Origin of the sequence: Massilia sp., from assembly GCF_032106685.1 — a bacterium.
Lineage (GTDB): Bacteria > Pseudomonadota > Gammaproteobacteria > Burkholderiales > Burkholderiaceae_D > Telluria.
On the sequence record NZ_DAMCPG010000016.1, the window covers coordinates 65727 to 88292 of the forward strand.

Annotated in this window: 24 protein-coding genes; 14 read left to right on the forward strand and 10 right to left on the reverse strand. The window is 65.2% G+C overall.

The annotated features are described in order from the left end of the window. Positions 1–106: 106 nt before the first annotated feature. From RT688_RS11390 to RT688_RS11405, 4 genes are read right to left on the reverse strand one after another with little or no spacing between them, the layout of a single operon-like run. The gene (locus RT688_RS11390; protein WP_313704994.1) at positions 107–2155 is read right to left on the reverse strand and encodes a sodium:solute symporter family protein; all 2049 of its coding nucleotides are present in this window, start codon (positions 2153–2155) and stop codon (positions 107–109) included. Then, positions 2152–2478: a DUF4212 domain-containing protein gene (locus RT688_RS11395; protein ID WP_313704995.1), complete on the reverse strand. Its 327-nt coding sequence runs from the start codon at positions 2476–2478 to the stop codon at positions 2152–2154. The genes RT688_RS11390 and RT688_RS11395 overlap by 4 nt, the downstream gene beginning before the upstream one ends. After that, complete coding sequence (locus tag RT688_RS11400) at positions 2468–4036, reverse strand: sensor histidine kinase (RefSeq protein ID WP_409521908.1); 1569 nt, start codon at positions 4034–4036, stop codon at positions 2468–2470. Before RT688_RS11400 ends, RT688_RS11395 begins: the two co-directional genes overlap by 11 nt. After that, positions 4033–4776 carry a response regulator transcription factor gene (locus RT688_RS11405; RefSeq protein ID WP_313704996.1) on the reverse strand — a complete coding sequence of 248 codons (744 nt, stop codon included), beginning with the start codon at positions 4774–4776 and terminating at the stop codon, positions 4033–4035. Before RT688_RS11405 ends, RT688_RS11400 begins: the two co-directional genes overlap by 4 nt. 190 nt (positions 4777–4966) lie before the next feature. On the opposite strand from RT688_RS11405, the gene recA reads away from it, so the two are divergent. The 7 genes from recA (at position 4967) to RT688_RS11440 (ending at position 10922) form a co-directional block, all read left to right on the forward strand. Continuing rightward, a complete protein-coding gene (recA, locus tag RT688_RS11410; RefSeq protein ID WP_313704997.1) occupies positions 4967–6043 on the forward strand; it encodes a recombinase RecA in 1077 nt (358 codons plus the stop codon). A gap of 47 nt (positions 6044–6090) precedes the next feature. Continuing rightward, the gene (gene recX, locus RT688_RS11415) at positions 6091–6549 is read left to right on the forward strand and encodes a recombination regulator RecX (RefSeq protein WP_313704998.1); all 459 of its coding nucleotides are present in this window, start codon (positions 6091–6093) and stop codon (positions 6547–6549) included. Positions 6550–6788: 239 nt separating this feature from the next. Further along, positions 6789–7148 (forward strand): hypothetical protein, encoded by a 360-nt coding sequence (locus RT688_RS11420; RefSeq protein WP_313704999.1) that lies wholly within the window; start codon positions 6789–6791, stop codon positions 7146–7148. Between the two features lie 249 nt (positions 7149–7397). Beyond that, positions 7398–7958, forward strand: coding sequence for a DUF2889 domain-containing protein (locus RT688_RS11425; RefSeq protein ID WP_313705023.1), 561 nt, complete (start codon positions 7398–7400; stop codon positions 7956–7958). A 62-nt stretch (positions 7959–8020) separates the two neighbouring features. Next, a complete protein-coding gene (sucC, locus tag RT688_RS11430; RefSeq protein ID WP_313705000.1) occupies positions 8021–9190 on the forward strand; it encodes an ADP-forming succinate--CoA ligase subunit beta in 1170 nt (389 codons plus the stop codon). Between the two features lie 17 nt (positions 9191–9207). After that, positions 9208–10089: a succinate--CoA ligase subunit alpha gene (sucD, locus tag RT688_RS11435; protein WP_313705001.1), complete on the forward strand. Its 882-nt coding sequence runs from the start codon at positions 9208–9210 to the stop codon at positions 10087–10089. Positions 10090–10430: 341 nt separating this feature from the next. Continuing rightward, positions 10431–10922, forward strand: a complete 492-nt coding sequence (locus tag RT688_RS11440; protein ID WP_313705002.1) for a pilin — start codon at positions 10431–10433, stop codon at positions 10920–10922. 122 nt (positions 10923–11044) lie between these two features. Here RT688_RS11440 and RT688_RS11445 read toward each other — a convergent pair whose 3' ends face one another. Both RT688_RS11445 and RT688_RS11450 read right to left on the reverse strand, forming a co-directional pair. Continuing rightward, the gene (locus RT688_RS11445) at positions 11045–11743 is read right to left on the reverse strand and encodes a flagellar brake protein (RefSeq protein ID WP_313705003.1); all 699 of its coding nucleotides are present in this window, start codon (positions 11741–11743) and stop codon (positions 11045–11047) included. 141 nt (positions 11744–11884) lie between these two features. Beyond that, complete coding sequence (locus RT688_RS11450; protein ID WP_313705004.1) at positions 11885–13939, reverse strand: S9 family peptidase; 2055 nt, start codon at positions 13937–13939, stop codon at positions 11885–11887. A gap of 291 nt (positions 13940–14230) precedes the next feature. On the opposite strand from RT688_RS11450, the gene RT688_RS11455 reads away from it, so the two are divergent. Together RT688_RS11455 and RT688_RS11460 are read left to right on the forward strand one after the other, a co-directional pair. Continuing rightward, positions 14231–14563, forward strand: a complete 333-nt coding sequence (locus RT688_RS11455; RefSeq protein WP_313705005.1) for a hypothetical protein — start codon at positions 14231–14233, stop codon at positions 14561–14563. Positions 14564–14700: 137 nt separating this feature from the next. Then, a complete protein-coding gene (locus tag RT688_RS11460) occupies positions 14701–15054 on the forward strand; it encodes a hypothetical protein (RefSeq protein ID WP_313705006.1) in 354 nt (117 codons plus the stop codon). 29 nt (positions 15055–15083) lie between these two features. On the opposite strand, the gene moaC is transcribed toward RT688_RS11460, so the two are convergent. Beyond that, complete coding sequence (gene moaC / locus RT688_RS11465) at positions 15084–15587, reverse strand: cyclic pyranopterin monophosphate synthase MoaC (protein WP_313705007.1); 504 nt, start codon at positions 15585–15587, stop codon at positions 15084–15086. 85 nt (positions 15588–15672) lie between these two features. Here moaC and RT688_RS11470 point away from each other — a divergent pair, with 85 nt between their 5' ends. Together RT688_RS11470 and RT688_RS11475 are read left to right on the forward strand one after the other, a co-directional pair. Beyond that, the gene (locus RT688_RS11470) at positions 15673–17256 is read left to right on the forward strand and encodes a M48 family metalloprotease (RefSeq protein ID WP_313705008.1); all 1584 of its coding nucleotides are present in this window, start codon (positions 15673–15675) and stop codon (positions 17254–17256) included. A 25-nt stretch (positions 17257–17281) separates the two neighbouring features. Continuing rightward, positions 17282–18046, forward strand: coding sequence for an alpha/beta fold hydrolase (locus tag RT688_RS11475; protein WP_313705009.1), 765 nt, complete (start codon positions 17282–17284; stop codon positions 18044–18046). A 66-nt stretch (positions 18047–18112) separates the two neighbouring features. Here the strand turns inward: RT688_RS11475 and RT688_RS11480 are convergent, their stop codons facing one another. From RT688_RS11480 to RT688_RS11490, 3 genes are read right to left on the reverse strand one after another with little or no spacing between them, the layout of a single operon-like run. After that, positions 18113–18703: a DUF2946 family protein gene (locus tag RT688_RS11480; RefSeq protein ID WP_313705010.1), complete on the reverse strand. Its 591-nt coding sequence runs from the start codon at positions 18701–18703 to the stop codon at positions 18113–18115. Then, on the reverse strand, positions 18696–19691 hold the full coding sequence (locus RT688_RS11485) for an alpha/beta fold hydrolase (RefSeq protein WP_313705011.1): 996 nt from the start codon (positions 19689–19691) through the stop codon (positions 18696–18698). The genes RT688_RS11480 and RT688_RS11485 overlap by 8 nt, the downstream gene beginning before the upstream one ends. A 30-nt stretch (positions 19692–19721) precedes the next feature. Continuing rightward, on the reverse strand, positions 19722–19916 hold the full coding sequence (locus RT688_RS11490) for a zinc-finger domain-containing protein (RefSeq protein WP_312548618.1): 195 nt from the start codon (positions 19914–19916) through the stop codon (positions 19722–19724). A gap of 270 nt (positions 19917–20186) precedes the next feature. Between RT688_RS11490 and RT688_RS11495 the strand changes: the two genes are divergently transcribed. From RT688_RS11495 to RT688_RS11505, 3 genes are read left to right on the forward strand one after another with little or no spacing between them, the layout of a single operon-like run. After that, on the forward strand, positions 20187–20936 hold the full coding sequence (locus RT688_RS11495; RefSeq protein WP_313705012.1) for an AzlC family ABC transporter permease: 750 nt from the start codon (positions 20187–20189) through the stop codon (positions 20934–20936). After that, the gene (locus RT688_RS11500; protein WP_313705013.1) at positions 20929–21273 is read left to right on the forward strand and encodes an AzlD domain-containing protein; all 345 of its coding nucleotides are present in this window, start codon (positions 20929–20931) and stop codon (positions 21271–21273) included. The genes RT688_RS11495 and RT688_RS11500 overlap by 8 nt, the downstream gene beginning before the upstream one ends. A 41-nt stretch (positions 21274–21314) precedes the next feature. Further along, positions 21315–22520 (forward strand): phosphoglycerate kinase, encoded by a 1206-nt coding sequence (locus RT688_RS11505; protein ID WP_313705014.1) that lies wholly within the window; start codon positions 21315–21317, stop codon positions 22518–22520. Positions 22521–22566 lie beyond the last annotated feature (46 nt).

The following is a 22566-nucleotide window of genomic DNA, read 5'->3' on the forward strand; positions in this document are numbered from 1 at the left end:
TAAGAATAGTTGTTTCTTGAGAATAACATTTGTGCATGCAAAAAAGCTATTCACCCAGGATATTTTGTAGCGCCCGTTGCGCCGAAACCGCACTTGGCGCGCGCGCCTACTCCGGCGCCCGGATATAGTCGACCAGCCCGTTGCTGGCGCGGCTGGGCGGTGCGGTGAGCAGGCTGACCAGCACCACCGCCGCGATGCCGGCCGGTACGCCGAAAATGCCGGCCGACATGGACGCGATATCGAACCAGGCCGCATCCATCCGACCGCCCAGTGCGGGATTGGTGCGGAACATATAGTAGAGGCAGGTCAGGAAGCCCACGATCATGCCGGCAATCGCCCCGGACCCGTTGGCGCGCTTCCAGAACACGCCCAGCACCAGGGCCGGGAATAGGGTCGAGGCCGCCAGCGAGAAGGCGGCGCCCACCAGCGACAGGATGTCGGCCGGCTTCTGCGAGGCGGCGTAGGCGGCGATGAAGGCCACGGCGAGCAGCAGCAGCTTCGAGATCGTGACCCGCTTCTGGGTCGAGGCGCCGGGGTCGACCAGCTTGTAGTAGACGTCGTGCGAGAGCGCGTTCGAGATCGTTAGCAGCAGGCCGTCGGCGGTGGAGAGCGCGGCGGCCAGGCCGCCGGCCGCGACCAGCCCCGAGATCACGTAGGGCAGGCCGCCGATCTCCGGCGTGGCCAGCACCAGCACGTCGCCGTCGATCGCGATCTCGGCCAGCTGCACCAGGCCGTCGCCGTTGATGTCGCTGACGCTGATGAGCGGATTGACCTTGTCGACGTTGGCCCAGTACGAGATCCAGGTCGGCAGCGAGCGGAAATCCGAACCGACCAGGCTCGTATAGATGTCGTATTTCGCCAGCACCGCCAGCGCCGGGATGCTCAGGTAGATCAGCAGGATGAAGAACAGGGTCCAGAACACCGACCCGCGCGCCTCGTGCACCGAAGGCGTGGTGTAGGAACGCATCAGGATGTGGGGCAGGGCGGCGGTGCCGAACATCAGGCAGAACACCAGGGCCAGGAAGTTATTCCGGCGCGCGTTCGATTCGGCCTCGGTGGCGCCGGGGAAGGGGGCGGCGTGCGGCTGCGGCGGCCGCGCACGGGCGAGCAGGCGCGCGCGCTGCTCGCGCCACAGGCCCTCGGCATCGTCCGGCGTCTTCGGGTAGGCCGCCAGCGCCCGTTCGGCATTGCGCACGTCGGCCAACGAGGCGTTGCGCAGGCGCGCCGTGTCGAGCCGGCGCTGGGCTTCCAGCCGGCCTTGCTCCCAGGAGGCCGGCAGCGCCGCCAGTTTCGCCCCGTAGTCCTCGGCCTCGCGCCGGAAGCGCGCGCGCACCTCGGCCTCGCGCGGGTCTTGCGCCAGCTGGGCTTCGCGCTGGGCCAGCTTCGGCAACACCGAACCGTAGGCCACCTGCGGCAGGGGATTGTCGGCATGCTTGGCCGACAGCCACATGGTCGGGATCAGGAAGGCGACCAGGATGATGATGTACTGCGCGACCTGGGTCCAGGTGATGCCGCGCATGCCGCCCAGGAAGGAGCAGACCAGGATGCTGGCCAGCCCGAGGAAGATGCCGACCGAGAAGTCGACGCCGGTGAAGCGCGAGGCGATCAGGCCGACGGCGTAGATCTGCGCCACCACGTAGATGAAGGAGACGATGATCGTGGCGCCGACCGCGATCGCGCGCACCGGCCCGCCGCGCCCGCCCGCGTCGCCGGCATAGCGCGCCGCCAGGAAGTCGGGGATCGTGTACTGGGCAAACTTGCGCAGGTAGGGCGCGATCAGCAGCGCGACCAGGCAATAGCCGCCGGTCCAGCCCATGATGTAGGCCAGCGCATCGAAGCCATACAGATACAGGCCGCCCGCCAGGCTGATGAAGCTGGCCGCCGAGATCCAGTCGGCGGCGGTGGCCATGCCGTTGAACAGGGCCGGCACGCGCCGTCCGGCCACGTAGTATTCGGTGACGTTCGAGGTGCGGCTGACCACGCCGATGGTGGCGTACAGCGCGATGGTGGCGAACATGAACAGGTGGCCGATCCACAGGCGCGGCATGCCCTCCTTCTCGAGCATCGTCAGCGCCAGCAGGAAGCCGGCGAAGCAGGCGCAGAACCAGGCGTAGTAGCCGGACAGGCGGCGGAAATAGCGCTTGTTGCCGCTCACGCGCCGCCCTCCAGCGCGCGCGCATAGCCGGCGTCGAGGCGGCGCATGCGCCAGGCATAGACGCCGGTGATGGCCAGGCACACCAGGGAAGCGCCCTGCGCCGCCATGTAGAACGACAATGGCCAGCCGAACACGGTGATGCGCGCCAGTTCGCGCGCGAAGAACACGGTGCAGAATCCGGTGACCACCCACAGCGCCAGCAGCACGGCGGTCAGGCGGCGCGTCCGGCGCCAGTGCGCGGCGCGCGCGGCCAGCAGGCGGCGCTGGCGGCGGATGTCGGCATCGGAATGGGGTTCGGAAGCGGGCGCGGGTTCAGGGGGCATCGTCGGATTCGATCACGGGTGGCGGGAAGGTCAGCCGGAACAGGCTGCCCGGATATTTCTTCGAGTGGCTGCGCGGGTTATAGAAGATGTCCACTTCGGCCCCGTGCTGCTGGGCGATCTCGCGCACGATCGCCAGGCCCAGCCCGCTGCCGCTCGCGCTCGAGCCGAGGATGCGGTAGAAGCGCTCGAACACGTGGGCGCGCTCGGCGGGCGCGATGCCGGGGCCGGTGTCCTCGACCTCCAGCAGGGCGTGTTCGCCGTCGCGCCGCACGCGCACGGTGACGCTGCCGCCGGCCGGCGTGTAGCGCAGCGCGTTGTCGATCAGGTTCGACAGCAGTTCGCGCAGCATCAGGGCATTGCCGGCGATGTTCACCGGCTCGTCGTGCGGCTCGTAGCCGAGGTCGATGTCGTGGGCGAACGAGGCCTGCACCCAGTCCTGCACCACGGCGCGCGCCAGCGCCCCCAGCTCCAGATCCTCGAAGGCCAGGCCGGCATGCGGCTGGTTTTCCGCGCGGGCCAGGGCCAGCAGCTGGTTCACCAGGCGGGTGGCGGACTCCGAGCTCTTCGCCAGTTGCTCGAGCGAGCGGTGGATCTCGTCCGGGTCGAGCTGGCGCAGGGCCAGTTCGGACTGCATGCGCATGCCGGCCAGCGGCGTCTTCATCTGGTGCGCGGCGTCGGCGATGAAGCGCTTCTGCATGTCGATGGTCTGGGCCAGGCGCCCGAGCATGTCGTTGAGCGAGCCGACCAGCGGAGAAATTTCCTCGGGCACCTGGCGCGAATCGATGGGCGACAAATCGTCCGAGGAGCGCGCGCGGATCCTTTCCTGCAGCTCGGCCAGCGGCGACAGCCCGCGCGAGAGCGCGAACCAGACCAGGGCCAGGATGATCGGCAGGATGATGAACTGGGGCAAGATCACGCCCTTGATGATCTCGTTGGCCAGCAGGGCCCGCTTGTCCAGCGTTTCGGCGACTTGCACCAGGGCCTTGCGCGGCGGCGGCGGATCGAGCGGCGTGGAAGCGTCGGCGCTGTGCAGGGGATCGAGATTCACATAGAGGTAGGCCACGCGGACCGGGGTGCCGTGCACGGCGTCGTTGCGGAAGTGCACGGCGCCGTCCTTGTCGCCCTCGCGGTCCTCGTCGGGCGGGCGTGGGCGCGGCAGCTCGCGGTCGCCGTCGACGTAGGCGCCGCGCGCGTCGAGGACCTGGAAATACACGCTGTCGACGTCGTCGGCGCGCAGGATGTCGCGCGCGCTGCCGGGCAGGCGGCTGGCGATCGCGCCGTCGACCTCGCGCACCTGCTGGGCCAGAACCGTGACCCGGTCTTCCAGCGCGTGGTCGAAGGGCTGGTTGGCGATCGACTTCGCCACCAGGTAAGTGATGGCGATGCTCATCGGCCACAGCAGCAGCAGCGGCGCCAGCATCCAGTCGAGGATTTCGCCGAACAGCGAATGCTGGATGCTCTCCTCGGGCTCGGGATTAGGCGGGACGTACAGCGGCTCGGGCACGCCAGCGGGAAAATCGCTGTCGGGCGGCACCAGGCCGGCGTCGCGGTCGTTCACTTGTGCTCGGCGGCCTGTTCAGGGGGTGAACTCGTTGCGCCGCTCGCGCCGGCGTGGCCGGCCCGGGCAGCGTCCGAGAACTTCTCCAGGCAGTAGCCGAGCCCGCGCACGGTGGCGATGCGCACGCCGCCGACCTCGATCTTCTTGCGCAGCCGGTGCACGTAGACCTCGATGGCGTTGTTCGACACCTCTTCGCCCCATTCGCACAGGTGGTCGACCAGCTGCTCCTTCGACACCAGGCGCCCGGTGCGCGCCAGCAGGATCTCGAGCAGGCCGAGTTCGCGCGCCGACAGGTCGAGCATCTGCTCGTTGATGTAGGCGCTGCGCCCGACCTGGTCGTACGAGAGCGGGCCGTGGCGGATCACGGCCGGGCCGCCGCCGGCGCCGCGGCGGGTGAGCGCGCGCACCCGCGCTTCCAGCTCGGACAGCGCGAAGGGCTTGGCCATGTAGTCGTCGGCGCCGAGGTCGAGTCCCTCGACGCGCTGCTCGACCGAGTCGGCCGCGGTGAGGATCAGCACCGGCAGCAGGGAAGAGCGGGCGCGCAGGCGGCGCAGCACTTCGAGGCCGGACATTTTCGGCAAACCGAGGTCCAGGATCAGGAGGTCGAACTCCTGGGTCGAGAGGGCGGTATCGGCATCGGCGCCGTTGCGCACGCAGTCGATCGCATAGCCGGACTGGCGCAGCGAGCGCGTCAGGCCGTCCGCGAGTACGCTATCATCTTCCGCAAGTAAAATTCGCATGTTCCACCTCGTTGTTGATTAAACCTCGCTGCGGCCTTTATTGTGTTTGATTTAGCGCAACAATGCGAGCTTTCTCATACACTGGGATGATATAGCGCTTGCCAAAACCACTGGATTTTTATACAGTACTAGGTATTGAATTGCGCGACGGCGCCCACACCTTGGTTACCTCCGAGACTGAAAGAAAATTATGGACGACAAAAAATCCGCAGTAAATGCCTCCGAAAAAGGCAAGGCGCTGGCTGCCGCCCTCGCGCAAATCGAAAAGCAATTCGGCAAGGGTTCGGTCATGCGCATGGACGCGAATGCGCCGGTCGAGGAGGTGCAAACCGTGTCCACCGGCTCGCTGGGCCTGGACATCGCCCTCGGCGTCGGCGGCCTGCCGCGCGGCCGTATCGTGGAAATCTACGGTCCGGAATCGTCGGGCAAGACCACGCTGACCCTGCAGACCATCGCCCAGATGCAAAAGCTCGGTGGCACCTGCGCATTCATCGACGCCGAGCACGCGCTCGACGTCACCTATGCGCAAAAGCTGGGCATCAAGCTCGACGAGCTGCTGATCTCGCAGCCGGACACCGGCGAGCAGGCACTGGAAATCACCGACGCCCTGGTGCGTTCGGGTTCGGTCGACCTGGTGGTCATCGACTCGGTGGCGGCACTGACTCCGCGCGCCGAGATCGAAGGCGACATGGGCGACTCGCTGCCGGGCCTGCAAGCCCGCCTGATGTCGCAGGCCCTGCGCAAGCTGACCGGCTCGATCAACCGCACCAACACGCTGGTCATCTTCATCAACCAGATCCGCATGAAGATCGGCGTCATGTTCGGCAGCCCGGAAACCACGACCGGCGGTAACGCGCTGAAGTTCTACGCCTCCGTGCGCATGGACATCCGCCGTACCGGCTCGATCAAGTCCGGCGACGAGGTGATCGGTAACGAAACCAAGGTCAAGGTCGTCAAGAACAAGATCGCGCCACCGTTCAAGGAAGCCCACTTCGACATCCTGTACGGAGAAGGCACCTCGCGCGAAGGCGAAATCCTGGACCTGGGCGCCGACAACAAGATCGTCGAGAAGTCGGGTTCCTGGTACAGCTACAACGGCGAACGCATCGGCCAGGGCAAGGACAACGCCCGTCAGTTCCTGAAGGACCGTCCGGCACTGGCACGCGAGATCGAGAACAAGGTCCGCGCGGCGCTGGGTGTGCGCGAACTGCCGCCGGTCGCTGCCGACGGCGACGACACGCCGAAGCTGAAAGCCGTTTCGGAATAAGCATGAGCGTGCTTTGACTGCGCTTTGACTATTCTGATAGCAGCACCATGCCCGCGCCACCCTTGAGCCTGAAGGCCCGGGCCCTGCGCTTCCTCTCCATGAGGGAGCACAGCCGGCTCGAGCTGGGCCGCAAGCTGGCGCGCCATGCGGAGGAGGGCGACGACGTCGAAGCCCTCCTCGATTTCCTCGAAAAGAACAATTGGCTGTCGCAGGAGCGTTTCGCCGAATCGCTGATTCACCGAAAAGCTTCCCGCTACGGCAACAGCCGCGTCGTGGCCGAGTTGCAGAGCCACGGCGTGAACGGCGAAGCGCTCGCCGAGCTCAAGTCCGAACTGGCCGAGAGCGAAACCGCGCGCGCCGTCGCAGTCTGGCGCCGCAAGTTCGGCACCGTTGCCCGGGACGCGCCCGAGCGCGCCAAGCAGATGCGCTTCCTGATGGCGCGCGGCTTTTCCCAGCGCGCCGTGCGCGAGGCGCTCAAGGGCGCGCCGGACGACGACGATTTTTGACTTTGCAGCGTCCGGTAAGCCTCCTGGGCCAAACCGGGCCAAACCGGGCCAAACGCCCCGCAGGCGCCAGCGCGGAGCGCCATTCGCCGATATGCTCTGCATATTCCTCAACGACGGATGGCGCTGCGCGCTGGCGCTTGATATCCGAGGCCACGCATACCGTACTCCAGGCCGCAGGCCTCGCCGCTTTAGTAGGCGGCGCCTGCCGCGGCTACCCGAGCGATCGAGAAGGGAACAAGATGAAAGCGTTGCTCGCACTAGGACTGGCTGCCGGCCTGATCGGCTGCACCCAGGCGCCCACCAGCCCCGCCGGCGTCTATATTCTCAGCACCGCCGACATGTCCATCGTGCTGGACGTGCGCCCCGGCGGCGACTACGTCCTGCAAACCAGCGGCCCGGGCCGCAATACCGACGAGATCCGCGGCTCCTGGCACGAAGAAGTCGGCCAGGCCCTGTCGGTGTCGTTTTCCGGCGTCGTCTGGCGCGGCACCGAGCCCGAGGCGGGCGAGGGCACCTGGTCGACCACCATCGACCGCGACGCCCAGATCTGCCTCGACGGCGAGGGCATCAACTGCTTCTTCCGCAACGACGTTTCCTGAATCGATCCGCCGCTGTGGCATTTCTCGACTCTCTACTGGCAACATTGGCAGGCTTGCCACTGTTTCGATATTCCCCGGTCGGCGGCGTGGTCAATGGGCCATGTTGCAGTGCAACCGCTATCGGCCTGTGCTAAACTTTCACGGTTTAAGCAGCGCCGCATGAGCGGTTGTTGCCGCAGAAGCTGCGGCAACGTGCATCAGCACACCGGCTGTATACATTTGACCGCCGCCCTGTCGGCACCGTTTTCTATGCCTCTGTCTTCTCCCGCTTCGCGCCAGCTCCGGCACACGCGCGCCATTACCGTCGAAGCGTACGCGCGCGACGATGGCCTGTGGGACCTCGACGCGCGCATCCGCGACATCAAGGCACAGGACATCGCGCTCGCCTCCGGCGTTCGTCCTGCCGGCACCGCCGTGCATGACCTGAGCCTGCGCATCACCATCAATCGCGACCTCGAGATCGTCGACGCCGAAGCCGCGTCCGACTCGGTGCCGTATCCCGGCTATTGCGACACCATCGGTCCCGCTTACAAGAAGCTGATCGGCCTGTCGCTCGCCAAGCATTTCCGGTTGCACCTGAAAGACCGCCTCTCAGGCGTGCTCGGCTGCACCCATTTGACTGAACTGGCGCAGGTCCTGCCCACCGCGGCAATCCAGGCCTTCGCCGATGATGCGTTCGAGACGCGCAATGCCGCCCAAGGCGACGCTGAGCGTCCTTACGAAATCGACCGTTGCCACGCGCTGCGCGCTGACGGTCCCGCCGTGGCACGGTATTACCCTCGTTGGGCGATCAAGGCCGTACCGGGTTAAACTCCGATGTCGAAGTTTTCCAATTAACTATCCATATCAGTAACAGAAGAAGGGAAGCCAGCATGAAAATCCATGAGTATCAGGGCAAAGAAATCCTCCGAAAGTTCGGGGTGACGGTACCGCGCGGCATTCCGTGCATGTCGGTGGAAGACGCCGTCAAGGCGGCTGAAGAGCTGGGCGGCCCGGTCTGGGTCGTCAAGGCCCAGATCCATGCTGGCGGCCGCGGCAAGGGCGGCGGCGTCAAGGTTGCCAAGTCGCTGGAACAGGTCAAGGAATACGCCGACCAGATCATGGGCATGCAGCTCGTGACCCACCAGACCGGTCCGGAAGGCCAGAAAGTGCGCCGCCTGCTGATCGAAGAAGGCGCGGACATCAAGAAGGAACTGTACGTGTCGCTGGTCACCGACCGCGTCACCCAGAAGGTCGTGCTGATGGCCTCGTCGGAAGGCGGCATGGACATCGAAGAAGTCGCGCACAGCAACCCGGAAAAGATCCACTCGATCGCCATCGATCCGGCCATCGGCCTGACCGACGCGCAAGCCGACGACATCGCCGCCAAGATCGGCGTGCCGGAAGGCTCGATCGCCGACGCGCGCGCCAACCTGCAAGGCCTGTACAAGGCATACTGGGAAACCGACGCTTCGCTGGCTGAAATCAACCCGCTGATCCTGACCGGCTCGGGCAAGGTCATCGCCCTGGACGCGAAGTTCAACTTCGACGCCAACGCCCTGTTCCGTCACCCGGAAATCGTCGCCTACCGCGACCTGGACGAAGAAGATCCGGCCGAAGTCGAAGCCTCGAAGTTCGACCTGGCCTACATCTCGCTGGACGGCAACATCGGCTGCCTGGTGAACGGCGCCGGCCTGGCCATGGCCACCATGGACACCATCAAGCTGTTCGGCGGCGAGCCGGCCAACTTCCTGGACGTCGGCGGCGGCGCAACCGCCGAGAAGGTCACCGAAGCCTTCAAGATCATGCTGAAGAACCCGGGCCTGAAAGCCATCCTGGTCAACATCTTCGGCGGCATCATGCGCTGCGACGTGATCGCAGAAGGCGTCATCACCGCATCGAAGGCCGTGTCGCTGCAAGTGCCGCTGGTCGTGCGCATGAAGGGCACCAACGAAGACCTGGGCAAGAAGATGCTGGCCGACTCGGGCCTGCCGATCATCTCGGCCGATACGATGGAAGATGCAGCCAAGGCTGTTGTCGCCGCTGCCGCTGGTAAAGCCTAATTCGAAGGAATAAACAAATGTCGATCCTGATCAACAAAGATACAAAAGTCATCACCCAGGGTATCACCGGCAAGACCGGTCAGTTCCATACCCGTATGTGCCGCGACTACGCGAACGGCCGTGAAGCCTTCGTTGCTGGCGTGAACCCGAAGAAAGCCGGCGAAGACTTCGAAGGCATCCCGATCTACGCATCGGTCAAGGAAGCGAAATCCGAAACCGGCGCGACCGTGTCGGTCATCTACGTTCCGCCGGCAGGCGCCGCCGCCGCCATCTGGGAAGCCGTCGAAGCCGAACTGGAACTGGCGATCTGCATCACCGAAGGCATCCCGGTCCGTGACATGATGGAAATCAAGGACCGCATGGCCAAGGCAGGCTCCAAGACCCTGCTGCTGGGCCCGAACTGCCCAGGCCTGATCACCCCGGACGAAATCAAGATCGGCATCATGCCGGGCCACATCCACAAGAAGGGCCGCATCGGCGTCGTTTCGCGCTCGGGCACCCTGACCTATGAAGCAGTCGGCCAGCTGACCGCGCTGGGCCTGGGCCAGTCGTCGGCAGTCGGCATCGGCGGCGACCCGATCAACGGTCTGAAGCACATCGACGTGATGAAGATGTTCAACGACGATCCGGACACCGATGCAGTCATCATGATCGGCGAGATCGGCGGTCCTGACGAAGCCAACGCAGCGCGCTGGATCAAGGACAACATGAAGAAGCCGGTCGTCGGCTTCATCGCCGGTGTCACCGCGCCTCCGGGCAAGCGCATGGGCCACGCCGGCGCGCTGATCTCGGGCGGCGACGACACCGCGCAAGCCAAGCTGGACATCATGGAAGAGTGCGGCATCAAGACCACCAAGAACCCGTCGGAAATGGCGCGCCTGCTGAAGGCCATGCTGTAATTCCTGACGATTCTTGTCGCGAAGAGGGAAGCCTGCGGGCTTCCCTTTTTTATTGCGTCAGCTCAGCCGTGACCGAGAAGTCTTGCGGCATCATGCCGGCGGTCGGGCTGGCATGAACCCGGGTGACAATTCTTGCGCAAACGCGTCTTGCTCGACAGAAATTGCTAATGTACTGACAAAATTTGTCATGCCTTGAGCCTGCTCTGCCGTAAATTGTCGCTTTTGTTTCAAAGAAACCAATGATTTCCCAGGGGGAAGGGCTGGCACGGCGTTTGCAATAGATGAAACGTGGCACCAAATAATGCAATACCAACCGACTACTGACCCTGGAGAGATACACCATGAAAATCGCTAAGAAAGCACAAGCCGGCTTCACCCTGATCGAACTGATGATCGTTGTCGCCATCATCGGCATCCTGGCCGCTGTTGCCATCCCAGCCTACCAGGATTACATCGCCAAGTCGAAGGCAGCTGCTGCTTACGCTGACGTCACCGGCGGCAAGACCGGCTACGAGATGGCTGTCGTCGAAGGCAAGACCACGGATCCGGATGACTACAAAGAAGCCACTGGCCTGCCGAGCGAAACCGGCAACTGCTCCGGCTTCACCGTCGCCGCTCCGACCGTCACCCCGGACAGCACCGCCGCCGTGATCACCTGCGCCATCAAGGATGCGGGCCGCCTGGCCAAGGTCCCGGCAACCGGCGCCTCGATCGCTCTGTTCCGTTCGGACAAAGGCGAATACAGCTGCGTCGCTACCGGTTTCGCCGACGACAAGTTCCTCCCGACCGGTTGCGACAAGGCCGCAGAAGCCCCGGCAGGTGGCACCGACTAATGGGATAGTTTTTTAGGAAAACCTCTGGTTGCCTAAAAAATGACCCAAACAAAAAGACCGCCTCGGCGGTCTTTTTGCTTTTTGTACACTGGCAGAAACAAGGCAAGCAGCGAAGCCGCGCCTCACACAATCTTCTGTCGATCCGCCAACAACGCCTCATACGTCATGTTCTGCAACAGCGTGTAGTGCACCGGATCGAGCTCGATGAACTGCACCCCGTAGGTGAACACCTCGCCATCCCCTGCCTGCACCACGTTGACGTTGCGGATCGACGCGCGCGTGTTGACTTTTACCTCCTGGTCGTCCGGCGGCGCCTTCAGGACGAACTGCAGCGTCAAGGTGTCGTCGTCCTGCGGCAGGCGGCGTTTCGATTCGATCAGGGCGCCCGTCACCGACAGGTTGACGATGTTGCAGGCCTGGCTGCCGCCGTTGCCGGCGAGCTGGGCCGGCAGGTCGACCTTGACCCGCATCGCCGTGCGCAGGCTGGTGCCTTGCACCGATTTCGGGAACGAGACGTGGACGTAGAACAGCGGCCGCGCGAACACGCGCTCGACGGTGCAGGCGAACGAGCACACCTTCACGCCCGAGAACACGCGGATCGTCAGGCGCTCGCCTTCGGTCAGCGCGATCGGCGCCCCGTTTTCCATCGGAATCTTGAAGATGATGTACTCGTCCTTCACGTAGCCGATCAGGCTCGAGAAATGCTGGACCGGCTTGACGCGGCGATGCGTGATGAACTGCAGGCGCGTGCCGACCTGCAGGTTCATGGTCTCGAAATCGTAGTCCTCGGGTTTCAGTTCGTGCGCCTGGCCGCCATGCATGGTGATCTTCCGGATAGCTGACCGACCGGCCAGCAAAGACGAGCATGATACCAGCGGTCATGCCGAGGAAAAACCGCCGATTGTCACAGGCAACAAAAAAGCCCGCTGGGCAGCGGGCTTTGTCGGCAGGCCGAGACGGACTCAGCGCTTCAGGTGCTGGTCGAGCCAGCCGATCACCGTGTGGTGCCAGAGCACCGAGTTGGCCGGCTTCAGTACCCAGTGGTTTTCGTCCGGGAAGACAAGCAGCTTGCTCTCGATGCCCTTGCGCTGCAGCGCCGTGAAGGTCGACAGCGCCTGGGCAGTGGGGATGCGGAAATCGAGGTCGCCCTGGATCACCAGCATCGGCGTCTTCCACTTGTTCACGTGGTGGACCGGATTGAAGCGTTCGTGATTCTCCGGCACCGTGAAGTAGGGGCCGCCGCTTTCCCAGTCGGTGAACCACTGCTCTTCGGTCGAGTAGGCCATGCCGCGGGTGTCGAACACGCCGTCGTGGTTGACGATGCACTTGAAACCGTCCGACCAGTTGCCCTCGATCCAGTTCATCATGTAGCCGCCGTAGGAGGCGCCCAGCGCGCAGCTGCGCTCGCGATCGAGCCAGGGGAATTTCTGCACCGCCGCCGCCAGGCCTTTTTGCAGGTCCTCGAGCGGCTTGCCGCCCCAGTCGCCGCTGATCGAATCCGTGAACTTCTGGCCATAGCCGGTCGAGCCGTGGAAGTCGATGAACACGGTGGCATAGCCGGCGCCGGCGTACACCTGCGGATTCCAGCGGTAGCTCCAGCCGTTGCCGAAGCTGCCCTGCGGACCGCCATGCACCAGGAAGGCGATCGGGTACTTCGCGCCCGGGGTGGCGTTCCACGGTTTCATCACGTAGCCATGGACGGTGTCGCCGTTCGCGCCCTTGAACGAGAACTGCTCGAAGTCGCCGAAGCGCACGTCGGCCAGCTTGTCGGCGTTGTTCGCGGTCAGCTGCACCGGCTTGGCGCTGCCCAGCTTCATCGAATACAGCTGGGCCGGCGAGTTCAGCGAAGCTTGCGTGAAGGCGACGGTGTCGCGGCGCACGTCGAAGCCGCCGATCGCACCCTTGTCGGTCAGGCCGGTGACCTTGCCGCTGGCCACGTCGATGCTGAACAGGCGGTGCTGGCCGATGTCCTCGGCGTCCACGATGAGCGCTTTGCCGTCGACGGTCCATTGCAGGCCGCCGGCCGAGCGGTCCCAGTCCGCGGCGAGCTTGCGCTTCTGGCCGGTCGCCACGTCCATCAGCATGATCTGGTAGCGGTCGGCCTCGAAGCCGGGACGCGCCATCGCCAGGTAGGCCAGCATCTTGCCGTCCGGCGAGAACACGGCCTTGGTGTCCCAGGCAGGATTGTCCGCGGTCAGGTTGCGCGGCGCGGCGCCGCCGGCGGCCGGGACCGCGTAGACGTCGAAGTTGGTCGACCAGGCCTCGGTCTTGCCGGCGATGCGGGCCGAGAAGACGACGGTCTTGCCGTCCGGGCTGAAGCGGTATTCCTCGCGGTCCCCAAAAGGTTTCGAGGGCACGTCGCCGTCGAGCGAGCCGGACAGGCTGACCGGCTCGCCGGCCACCACGCCCTTGTCGTTCAGCGAGGCCGAGAACAGCACCGCGTTGCGGCCGTCGGCCCAGGTATCCCAGTGGCGCACGAACAGGCGGTCATACACGCGGCCGGTCGCCTTGTTCTTGGCTTGCGCGTCCATGCGCTGCTTGGTGCAGGCCAGGTCGGCGCAGTCGCGGAACACGGCCATGCTCAGCGCGATACGGTCGCCGGTAGGGGAAACGCGGAAGTTGTCGACGTCCAGCGGCAAATTCGTCACCTGCACCGGCGCGCCGCCGCCGACCGGCTGGCGCCAGACCTGGGCGCTGCCCGAGCGGCTCGACAGGAAGTAGACGGCGTCACCCTTGGGCGACCATTCGGGATCGGTACTGCTGCTGTCGTGGGAAACGAAGACTTTTGGCGCCGCCTTGGCGTCGCGCAGGTCGACCATCCACAGCTTGGTGTGGCCGCGGTTCTTGTCCATGTCGGTGCTGCGCACGGTGTAGACGACGCGGCTGGCGTCCGGCGCCAGGGCCGGGCTGCCGACGCGTTCCAGGTTCACCAGGTCTTCCACCGTGAAGCCGCGCGGCGCGGCCACGGCGCTGGAGGCGGCAACGGCAGCGCCCAGCATCATCAAGCGTAATTTCATTCGTTCCTCTTCAAGCAGTGTCTCGGGTGTTTTTATTGTGCGCAGGCACAGGTGTGCCGTGGACAAACCAGCAATTTAACATGGGGATACATCTGGTGGGACATGTCGCGCAAAAACACGCAGGGGACCTCGCCGTCCGGGCTTGCGCGTGCGTGGCGCCTGGCGAGGTTGCGCGGCGTTGTGCCGCTTCGCCGTACCGGTGACGGCACCTTGAACGAAGCGTAGACTCGGTGGCGCGCCGCACGATGCGGCAACCTGTCCAGTCCGGTCACTCACCAGGAGAACAGCATCATGTTGACGATGAGCGCAAGCCCGCACACGGCATTCCCGGCCATCCCGGCGCCCTTCCTGACACTGTGGTCGAATGCCGCCGGTGTCTATGGCGAAGCCATGCGAGCGAATACACAACAATTGCTGTTCAGTTCCGCGGCCGTCATCCAGGAGCAGATGCTGCGCGCCTTCATCAGCGCATCGCAATCCTGCGCCGACGCGCTGGCGAAGAACGCCATGGTAGTCCAGCGCCAGTCGATGGAGCGCTTCGCCGATGCCAACGGCAAGGTGGTCGGCATGATGGGGCATGCACTGACGCAGGTATGGATGGAGAGTATGCAGCCCGCAAGATGAAACCTGCCCGCGCCGCCACGTCCATGCCGATCGGGTACGTTGATACTTGGTACTTGGCATATATGTAATGCTCGTCCATACTCGGAGCGGACGACGATCACGCCGTCACGATCGCTGAAAAGGACGTTGATATGCGAATGTTGCTTCCGGTATTGGCAGTTGTGGCGTCGTTGACCGCTTGCGGTGGCGGCGGGGAGGGCGCCGATACCAGACTTGCCGGCATCAAAGTGTTCAAATCGATGGATTCGCTGCAGTGCAGAGGCGGCGGCGTCTCGCTTGCAGCCCTGCAAGCGCAGCTGACAGCGGCCAAGGTCCAGGTCCAGTCTGCCGAGTGCGGCAACGATGGCCAGCCCGCCCCGACGGTATGCGGTGTTCCGGATGGCCGCATCGGAATCTTTGACATTCCGGTCGGCCAAGCCTCTGCAGCTGACGCAGCCGGCTTCAAGCCCTTGACTACCTTGCCTGGGGCAAAGATGATTCCTTGCTCATGAAGGGCCTGGCGCGGCTGGCCGGACGCCGACTATATCGCCGCCGTCCAGTCGCCCGATTTGCCGCCGTGCTTTTCCAGCACCCGCACATTGGTCATCACCATCCTCCGGTCGGCCGCCTTGCACATGTCGTAAATCGTCAGCAAGCCCACCTGCACGGCGGTCAGCGCCTCCATCTCGACACCGGTCTTGCCAATCGTCTCGACCTGCGCACGGCAGTGCACGCTGTTGGCTGCCGCGTCCACTTCGAAGTCGACCGCGACGCGGGTGATGGCCAGCGGATGGCACAGCGGCACCAGGTCGCTGGTGCGCTTCGCGCCCATGATGGCGGCGATGCGGGCGATGCCGAGCACGTCGCCTTTCTTGGCGTTGCCCGACTGGATCAGCGCCAGGGTTGCGGGCTGCATGCGGATGGTGCCGGCGGCCACCGCGATGCGGTGGGTCTCGTTCTTGGCGCCGACGTCGACCATGTGGGCCTGGCCGCTGGCGTCGAAATGGGTGAGCGGGGAGGCGGCGGTCGGGTTCGGATCGGTCATTGTCTGTCTGTATGGCTGGGTAAGAAAGTGTTTCGGTCCGCGGCAAAGCGGGTGCGGATGCGGTTATCATAGCACCGTGAAACCGATGACCCATCCTGCGTTGCCGCCCGCATCCGCCCGCTGGCGCCGTTCGCTGGCCGTCCTGTTCGTGTCGGCCGCGACCGGTTTCGCCTGTGGCTCGGCGGCCGGGCAATCCCTGAACGTTGCCGCTTCCTCGCGCCTGCCCACCCTGGGCGACACCGCGCGCGAAGACCTGTCGCCGATCACCGAGCGCAAGCTCGGCGAGGAAATCATGCGCCACATCCGGCGCGACCGCGACTACCTCGACGACGACCAGATCCTCGATTACCTGAACCATTTCGGCGGCGACCTGGTCGATGCCGTCCCTGGCGCACGCGGCGAGACCGGCGCCGACTTCGGCTTTTTCGCCGTGCGTGACCCGGTGCTGAACGCCTTTGCGCTGCCCGGCGGCTTCATCGGCATCCACTCGGGCCTGTTGATCGCGGCCCAGACCGAGTCCGAACTGGCCTCGGTGATGTCGCACGAGATCGGCCACGTGTCGCAGCGCCACATCGCGCGCATGATCGGCCAGCAGAAGCAGGATGCGCTGCTGCCGCTGGCCGCGATGATCCTGGCGGCGCTGGCCGCGAAAGCCAATCCGGATGCCGCCATGGGCGTGCTGATGGGCGGGCAGGGCCTGGCGGTGGACCGCCAGCTCAGCTTCAGCCGCGACGCCGAGCGCGAGGCCGACCGCATCGGCTTCCAGATCATGAGCGCCGGCGGCTACGACACCTCGGGCATGGTCGCCTTCTTCAAGCGCCTGCAAAGCGCGAACAAGGTCTACGGAGAACTGCCGGCCTTCCTCAGCAGCCACCCGCTGACCGGCGAGCGCATTGCCGACATCCAGTCGCGCATCCGTGAGACCCCGTTGCGCCAGCGTGCCGATGCGATCGAGTTTCACCTCGCCAAGGCGCGCGCCCGCGTGCTGCAGGACGGCAGCACAACCGGCCTGCGCGATACCCGCATCACCTTCGAATCCCAGCTGACCCAGCCGCAGCGCCAGCAACAGGTCGCGGCCCAGTATGGTCTTTCTTTCCTGGCGCTGAAGCAGGGCGACCTGGCGGCCGCGCGCAGCTGGCTCGACAAGGCGCGCGCCAGCATGCAGCCGCGGGAGGGTGTATTTTCGGCGGCGCCAGCCAGCGATGGCGGCGCCATGTTCGCCGGGCTCGATCTCGAAATCAAGCTGGCGCCGGTTCAACCGAAGGAAGTCGCGCAACAGGCCTTGAGGGATGCCGAGCAGGCCGTCAACCGCTATCCGCTGTCGCGCGCGCTGGCGCGCCAGTACGCGGATGCCATGATCTCCGCCGGCAAGTACGACGATGCGACGCGTTACCTGCGCGACCAGGTGCGCCAGTACCGCGAGGATCCGAAGCTCCACGACCTGCTGGCGAAAGCCTATTCGCAGCAGGGCAAGATCGCCTTGCAGCACATGGCGCTGGCCGAATCCTACGTGCTGGCGGGCGCCCTGCCGGCGGCGGTGGACCAGCTCAACCTCGCGCGCAAGGCGGGCGACGTTTCCTTCTACGACCAGTCCGTGATCGACGCGCGCGAACGCGAGATCAAGGAGCGCCAGCGCCAGGACAAGGAACTCGAAGAGAAGGTGAAATAGGCCAGTGCGTCCGGTCGTCCTGCCCATGAAGATGACCATCGACGTCTCCGGCGAGACCGTCGAGTACGTCATGGCCGGCAGCGGCAGTCCCGCCATCGTGCTGGTGAATGGCACGGGCGGCCCGGTCGACGCGTGGTTCAAGATCTTTGCCGCACTGGCCGGCGAGCACTACACCTTCGCCCACAACCGCCCTGGCATCGGCGCCAGCAGCAAGCCGCTACGCGCCCAGACCGCCGACGAAATGGTCGAAGCCTTGCGCGACGTGCTGGAAGCCGCCGGCGTACCGCGGCCCTACGTGCTGGTCGGTCATTCCTTCGGTGGACTGGTCGTGAACCTGTTCGCGCGCCTGTACCCGGAAGAAGTCGGCGCCGTCGTGCTGCTGGAAGCGACCAGCCCGGACGACCTGCGCGTGCTGCCGCGGCACGAGAGCGCGTTGCAGCGCGGGCTGAAGGCGCTGGGCGAGCGACTCATGCCGGCCCATCCGCTGGCCGAAACCCGTTACGTCGACCAGACCCTGGCCGAGCTGGAAGCGGCGCCGCCGTTTCCGCCGATTCCCCTGTACGTCGTCACCGGCGAAAGCCATCCGCTGCGCTGGGCCACCCCGGCCGCGCAGCGCGAGGCGCGGGCGCGGCACCAGAAGGCCCTGGTGAAGCTGTCTCCGCTGGGCAAGCAGGTGATGGCGAAGGCGAGCGGACACTTTCCGCAGTTTTCCGAGCCGGAGCTGGTGCGGTCGGTGATCAGCGAGGCGGCGAAGATGGCGTGGCGGGATGATCGGGCTGGGCAGGCCTGAACTTGTCGAGGCTATTACATGCCGGGGCCTGAAAGGACAGGCGCGGACGTAACACCAGGTTTCGTATCAACCCTGCGCGGGCGTACGCACGAAGCCGAAGCGCTGTGCCAGTTCCTCGCGTCTGATGCGCTCCACCGGCACCGCCGCGCCACGATAGCGTAGCGTCATCGATCCGCTGCCGCCTTCGATCCAGGCCATCAAGGCCTCGTCCCCGGCCGGCTTGCCGTCCAGTTCCAGACCTTCGAACAATTGCGCCACATCGCGGTCGTCGACCTGGGCCACGATCTCGCCCGCCTGCACGATCGCTTCGCCCGCTTCGGTCAGGTACAAGCGCTCGATCGCAGGAATCGCAGCCCCGGTCTGCACCACCATGCCCTGCGCCGGATCGGTGCGCGCAATGAAAGGCGTCGCTTCGAGATTGACGTACACGCGCTGCGGCCCATTCTGGAAATACCAGCGGCCCTGCTCGTCGTGCAGGTAGTTGCGGTTGATGAAGCCGACCAGTGCTTCATTGGTCAGCCGGTCGCCGGGCGCGTTCGCCTGCTGGGCCGCTTCGTCGCGCATGCGCCAGCCGCCGCGCGCGTCGAGGGCGAGCCAGCCGTAGCAGTGCGGCACGTTCGGCCACTTGGCCATTGCCTGAATTACGATGTCATCCATGGGTAGCAGCATCGCACAAGTCGTGAGCAATCGGCGCGCGGCTGCCGTCGAAGAACGAAAGGAGGCGCGCCGGCAGCCAGTCGATGCGCCCCGGAACACGGCCAACCGGGAAGCCGACGTGGCCGCCTTCCTCCGGGTATTCCAGCGTCACCGCTTTCGAGGCATTGGTCGGCAGGTGCACGCCCGGCAGGAAGGGATCGTTGCGGGCGTTCAGGACGAGCGTCGGTACCGTGATCTCGTGCAGCACGTGGCGCGCGCTGGCGCGGTGCCAGTAGTCGTCGGTATCGCGGTAGCCGTGCAGCGGGGCAGTGACGACGTTGTCGAAGGCGTAGAGGTCGCGCGCGGCGAGCAGGGCCTCGCGGTCGAACAGGCCGGGAAATTGTTCCAGCTTGTCCAGGCACTTCGGTTTCAGGGTCTGCAGGAACATGCGCGTGTAAAGCATGTTGAAGCCCGAGGACAGGGCTTCGCCGCCGCGCGCCAGGTCGAGCGGAGCGGAAATCGCGGCGGCGGCGGCCACGAAATCGGCGCCGTGGCCGGCTTCGCCGAGCCAGCGCAGCAGGGCGTTGCCGCCGAGCGAGACGCCGGCGGCGTACAACGGACCCTGCGCGCGCTGGCGCAGGCGGTCCATGATCCAGGCGATCTCGGCGGCGTCGCCGGAGTGATAGAAGCGGGCGGTGCGGTTCGCTTCGCCCGAGCAGCCGCGGAAATGCGGTACCGCGCCGGACCAGCCGCGGCTGGCCAGCGCCGCCATCAGGCCGCGCGCGTAATGGCTGTTCGAACTGCCTTCCAGCCCATGGAACAGCACGACCAGCGGCTTGCCGGGCTCACCGTCGACGAAATCGACGTCGACGAAGTCGTCGCCCAGCAAAGGATCCGACACCAGCCAGCGCTCGCGCCGGTAGGCGACCGGCGGCTTGGCGATGCAGGTCGCGGGATAGATCGTTTGCAGGTGGCCGCCGGGCAGCCACGCTGGAGCGCGATAGTTCATGGCAAGCGGCGCAAGTCCGCCAAAGGCGGCTTAATGGTGCTTGAACTCGACGCCGGGCGCCAGGCGGTAGTGGGTGCCGCAGTACGGGCACTTGGCCGTGCCTTCATGATCGAAATCGAGGAAGACGCGCGGGTGCGACGACCACAGCGGCATGGCCGGATTCGGGCAGTGCGCCGGCAGGTCCTTGGCCTCGAGTTCCACCACAGGCATCGTCTTTACGTTCATTGAAAGTTCTCCGTCGAGCAAAGTTAGGCAAAGAGGGGATTTTAACGGATTCGAGCGGGGGAACGGGATGATCGGTAGAATGACGGATTGTTCACATTGCTTGCGGGTCTGGGACGCGGTGCGAGCGACATTTCGCTACACGTGGCCAGGGTTTGCGTGCGTACCGCGTGGGCACAAGTGCCCACCCTAAATTTATCCGCTGCATTTCATGCTTTTCATCTTCCGCGTTACCGCAGTGTTTCCTCATCCAGGCTGTTGCAGGAAGGCGACATGAGCGCGCCGCCCGTTACGCAAGCCGCACCGCAAGTCATCGAGGAACACGATCCTGCGCTCTGGCGCGAAGGCGTCAAGACGGGACTGCCGACCCTGTTCGGCATTGCCGCCTGGGGCATGGTCGTCGGCATCGCGATGGTCAAGACCGGGCTGACCGTGCTGCAGGCCAGCGGTATGACCTTGCTCGTGTTCGCGGGTTCCGCCCAGCTGGCGGCGCTGCCGCTGATCGTCGCGCATGCGCCGATCTGGGTGATCTTCGCCACCGCCCTGGTGGTCAATTTGCGCTTCGTGATCTTCTCGGCCCTGCTGGCGCCGCACTTCACGCACCTGCCCTGGCGCCAGCGCCTGTTCTACGGCTATATCTCCGGCGACTTGACGATTGCCCTGTTCCTGCAGCGTTTCCCGACGGCCGTGCCGGTCAAGGGCAAGCTGTCCTACCTGAAGGGGCTGATGTTCCCGAACTGGTGCGCCTGGCAGGCCGGTTCCCTGATCGGCATCTTCCTCGGCAGCGCCATTCCCGCCGAATGGGGCCTGGGCTTTGCCGGCACGCTGGCCATCCTGTGCATTACGGTGCCGCTGATCGTCAACAGCGCCGCGCTGTGCGGCGTGCTGGTCGCGGGCACGGTCGCGGTGCTGGCCAACGGTTTTCCGTACAAGCTGGGCCTGCTGGTGGCGGTGGTCGCCGGCATGCTGGCCGCGCTGACGGCCGAAAACATCCTTCAACGACGAAAGGGCCGCCATGGCTGACTGGGAAATCTGGGCCGTCATCGTGGTGCTGGTATTGGCCACCGCCATCACCCGCAGCGGCTTCTGGCTGGTCGGGCACAAGGTGAGCATTCCGCCGCGCATCCAGGACATGCTGCGCTATGCGCCGGCCTGCGCGCTGGCGGCCATCATCGGCCCCGACCTGCTGCTCGACAGTGCGGGTAACGCCCACCTGGAACTGGGCAATCCGAAGCTGCTGGCGGGTATCGCCGCGCTGGGCTTCTACCTGTGGCGGCGCAATATGCTGCAGACCATCGTGTTCGGCATGCTTGCCTTCACACTGTTGCGCCTCCTACACGTTTTTGGCACTGCGCCCTGAGGTAGAATAACGTTTTTTCACTATTTCACTGTTGAGTCGCCATGGACGCCGTTCTCAGTTTCACCCGCTTGCAAGACCTGATCGACCGCGATGCTTTGACCAACAAGCGCGTCTTCATCCGCGCCGACCTGAACGTGCCGCAGGATGACGCCGGCAACATCACCGAAGACACGCGCATCCGCGCTTCGGTGCCGGCGATCCAGGCTGCGCTGAAGGCCGGCGCCGCCGTCATGGTGACCTCGCACCTGGGCCGTCCGACCGAGGGCGAATTCAAGCAGGAAGACAGCCTGGCGCCGGTCGGCAAGCGCCTGTCCGAGCTGCTCGGCCAGCCGGTCGAGCTGAAGCAGAATTGGGTCGATGGCGTGGATGTGGCGCCGGGCCAGGTCGTGCTGCTGGAAAACTGCCGCGTCAACAAGGGCGAGAAGAAAAACTCGGACGAACTGGCCCAGAAGATGGCCAAGCTGTGCGACGTCTACGTGAACGACGCTTTCGGTACCGCCCACCGCGCGGAAGCGACCACCCACGGCATCGCAAAATATGCACCCGTCGTCGCGGCAGGTCCGCTGCTGGCCGCCGAACTCGATGCGCTGGGCAAGGCCCTCGGCCAGCCCCAGCGTCCGCTGCTGGCCATCGTCGCCGGCTCGAAGGTCTCGACCAAGCTGTCGATCCTGCAAAGCCTGGCCGGCAAGGTCGACAACCTGATCGTCGGCGGCGGCATCGCCAACACCTTCATGAAGGCCGTCGGCCTGAACATCGGCAAGTCGCTGGCGGAAAACGACCTGGTCAATGAAGCGAAATCCATCATCGACATGATGAGCGCGCGCGGCGCCTCGGTGCCGATTCCCGTGGACGTGGTCTGCGCCAAGGAGTTTTCGCCGACGGCCGCGGCAACGGTCAAGGACGTGGCCGACGTGGCGGACGACGACATGATCCTCGACATCGGCCCGAAGACCGCCGCCATGCTGGCCGAGCAGGTGGCCAAGGCCGGCACCATCGTCTGGAACGGCCCGGTCGGCGTGTTCGAGTTCGACCAGTTCGCCGAAGGCACCAAGACGCTCGCCATGGCGATTGCCGACTCGAAGGGCTTCTCGATCGCCGGCGGCGGCGACACCCTGGCGGCGATCGCCAAGTACAACATCGGCGACAAGATCGGCTACATCTCCACCGGCGGCGGCGCCTTCCTCGAATTCCTCGAAGGGAAGACCCTGCCGGCAGTCGAGATCCTGCTCCAGCGTAAGGCCCAGTAACGAGTAACACAGCGCAGCCCCCGGGGCTGCGCTTCTCTTTTCAGAA

What these genes read in the sequence shown, in the direction of transcription:
- RT688_RS11480 (WP_313705010.1), bottom strand. Translation starts at nt 18,703, where the DNA reads ATGGATGACATCGTAATTCAGGCAATGGCCAAGTGGCCGAACGTGCCG.
- RT688_RS11495 (WP_313705012.1), top strand. Translation starts at nt 20,187, where the DNA reads ATGAGCGCGCCGCCCGTTACGCAAGCCGCACCGCAAGTCATCGAGGAA.
- RT688_RS11440 (WP_313705002.1), top strand. Translation starts at nt 10,431, where the DNA reads ATGAAAATCGCTAAGAAAGCACAAGCCGGCTTCACCCTGATCGAACTG.
- RT688_RS11425 (WP_313705023.1), top strand. Translation starts at nt 7,398, where the DNA reads ATGCCTCTGTCTTCTCCCGCTTCGCGCCAGCTCCGGCACACGCGCGCC.
- RT688_RS11500 (WP_313705013.1), top strand. Translation starts at nt 20,929, where the DNA reads ATGGCTGACTGGGAAATCTGGGCCGTCATCGTGGTGCTGGTATTGGCC.
- RT688_RS11485 (WP_313705011.1), bottom strand. Translation starts at nt 19,691, where the DNA reads ATGAACTATCGCGCTCCAGCGTGGCTGCCCGGCGGCCACCTGCAAACG.
- RT688_RS11490 (WP_312548618.1), bottom strand. Translation starts at nt 19,916, where the DNA reads ATGAACGTAAAGACGATGCCTGTGGTGGAACTCGAGGCCAAGGACCTG.
- recX (WP_313704998.1), top strand. Translation starts at nt 6,091, where the DNA reads ATGCCCGCGCCACCCTTGAGCCTGAAGGCCCGGGCCCTGCGCTTCCTC.
- RT688_RS11395 (WP_313704995.1), bottom strand. Translation starts at nt 2,478, where the DNA reads ATGCCCCCTGAACCCGCGCCCGCTTCCGAACCCCATTCCGATGCCGAC.
- RT688_RS11450 (WP_313705004.1), bottom strand. Translation starts at nt 13,939, where the DNA reads ATGAAATTACGCTTGATGATGCTGGGCGCTGCCGTTGCCGCCTCCAGC.
- RT688_RS11445 (WP_313705003.1), bottom strand. Translation starts at nt 11,743, where the DNA reads ATGCATGGCGGCCAGGCGCACGAACTGAAACCCGAGGACTACGATTTC.
- RT688_RS11455 (WP_313705005.1), top strand. Translation starts at nt 14,231, where the DNA reads ATGTTGACGATGAGCGCAAGCCCGCACACGGCATTCCCGGCCATCCCG.
- RT688_RS11475 (WP_313705009.1), top strand. Translation starts at nt 17,282, where the DNA reads ATGAAGATGACCATCGACGTCTCCGGCGAGACCGTCGAGTACGTCATG.
- RT688_RS11460 (WP_313705006.1), top strand. Translation starts at nt 14,701, where the DNA reads ATGTTGCTTCCGGTATTGGCAGTTGTGGCGTCGTTGACCGCTTGCGGT.
- RT688_RS11505 (WP_313705014.1), top strand. Translation starts at nt 21,315, where the DNA reads ATGGACGCCGTTCTCAGTTTCACCCGCTTGCAAGACCTGATCGACCGC.
- moaC (WP_313705007.1), bottom strand. Translation starts at nt 15,587, where the DNA reads ATGACCGATCCGAACCCGACCGCCGCCTCCCCGCTCACCCATTTCGAC.
- RT688_RS11470 (WP_313705008.1), top strand. Translation starts at nt 15,673, where the DNA reads ATGACCCATCCTGCGTTGCCGCCCGCATCCGCCCGCTGGCGCCGTTCG.
- sucC (WP_313705000.1), top strand. Translation starts at nt 8,021, where the DNA reads ATGAAAATCCATGAGTATCAGGGCAAAGAAATCCTCCGAAAGTTCGGG.
- RT688_RS11420 (WP_313704999.1), top strand. Translation starts at nt 6,789, where the DNA reads ATGAAAGCGTTGCTCGCACTAGGACTGGCTGCCGGCCTGATCGGCTGC.
- sucD (WP_313705001.1), top strand. Translation starts at nt 9,208, where the DNA reads ATGTCGATCCTGATCAACAAAGATACAAAAGTCATCACCCAGGGTATC.
- recA (WP_313704997.1), top strand. Translation starts at nt 4,967, where the DNA reads ATGGACGACAAAAAATCCGCAGTAAATGCCTCCGAAAAAGGCAAGGCG.
- RT688_RS11405 (WP_313704996.1), bottom strand. Translation starts at nt 4,776, where the DNA reads ATGCGAATTTTACTTGCGGAAGATGATAGCGTACTCGCGGACGGCCTG.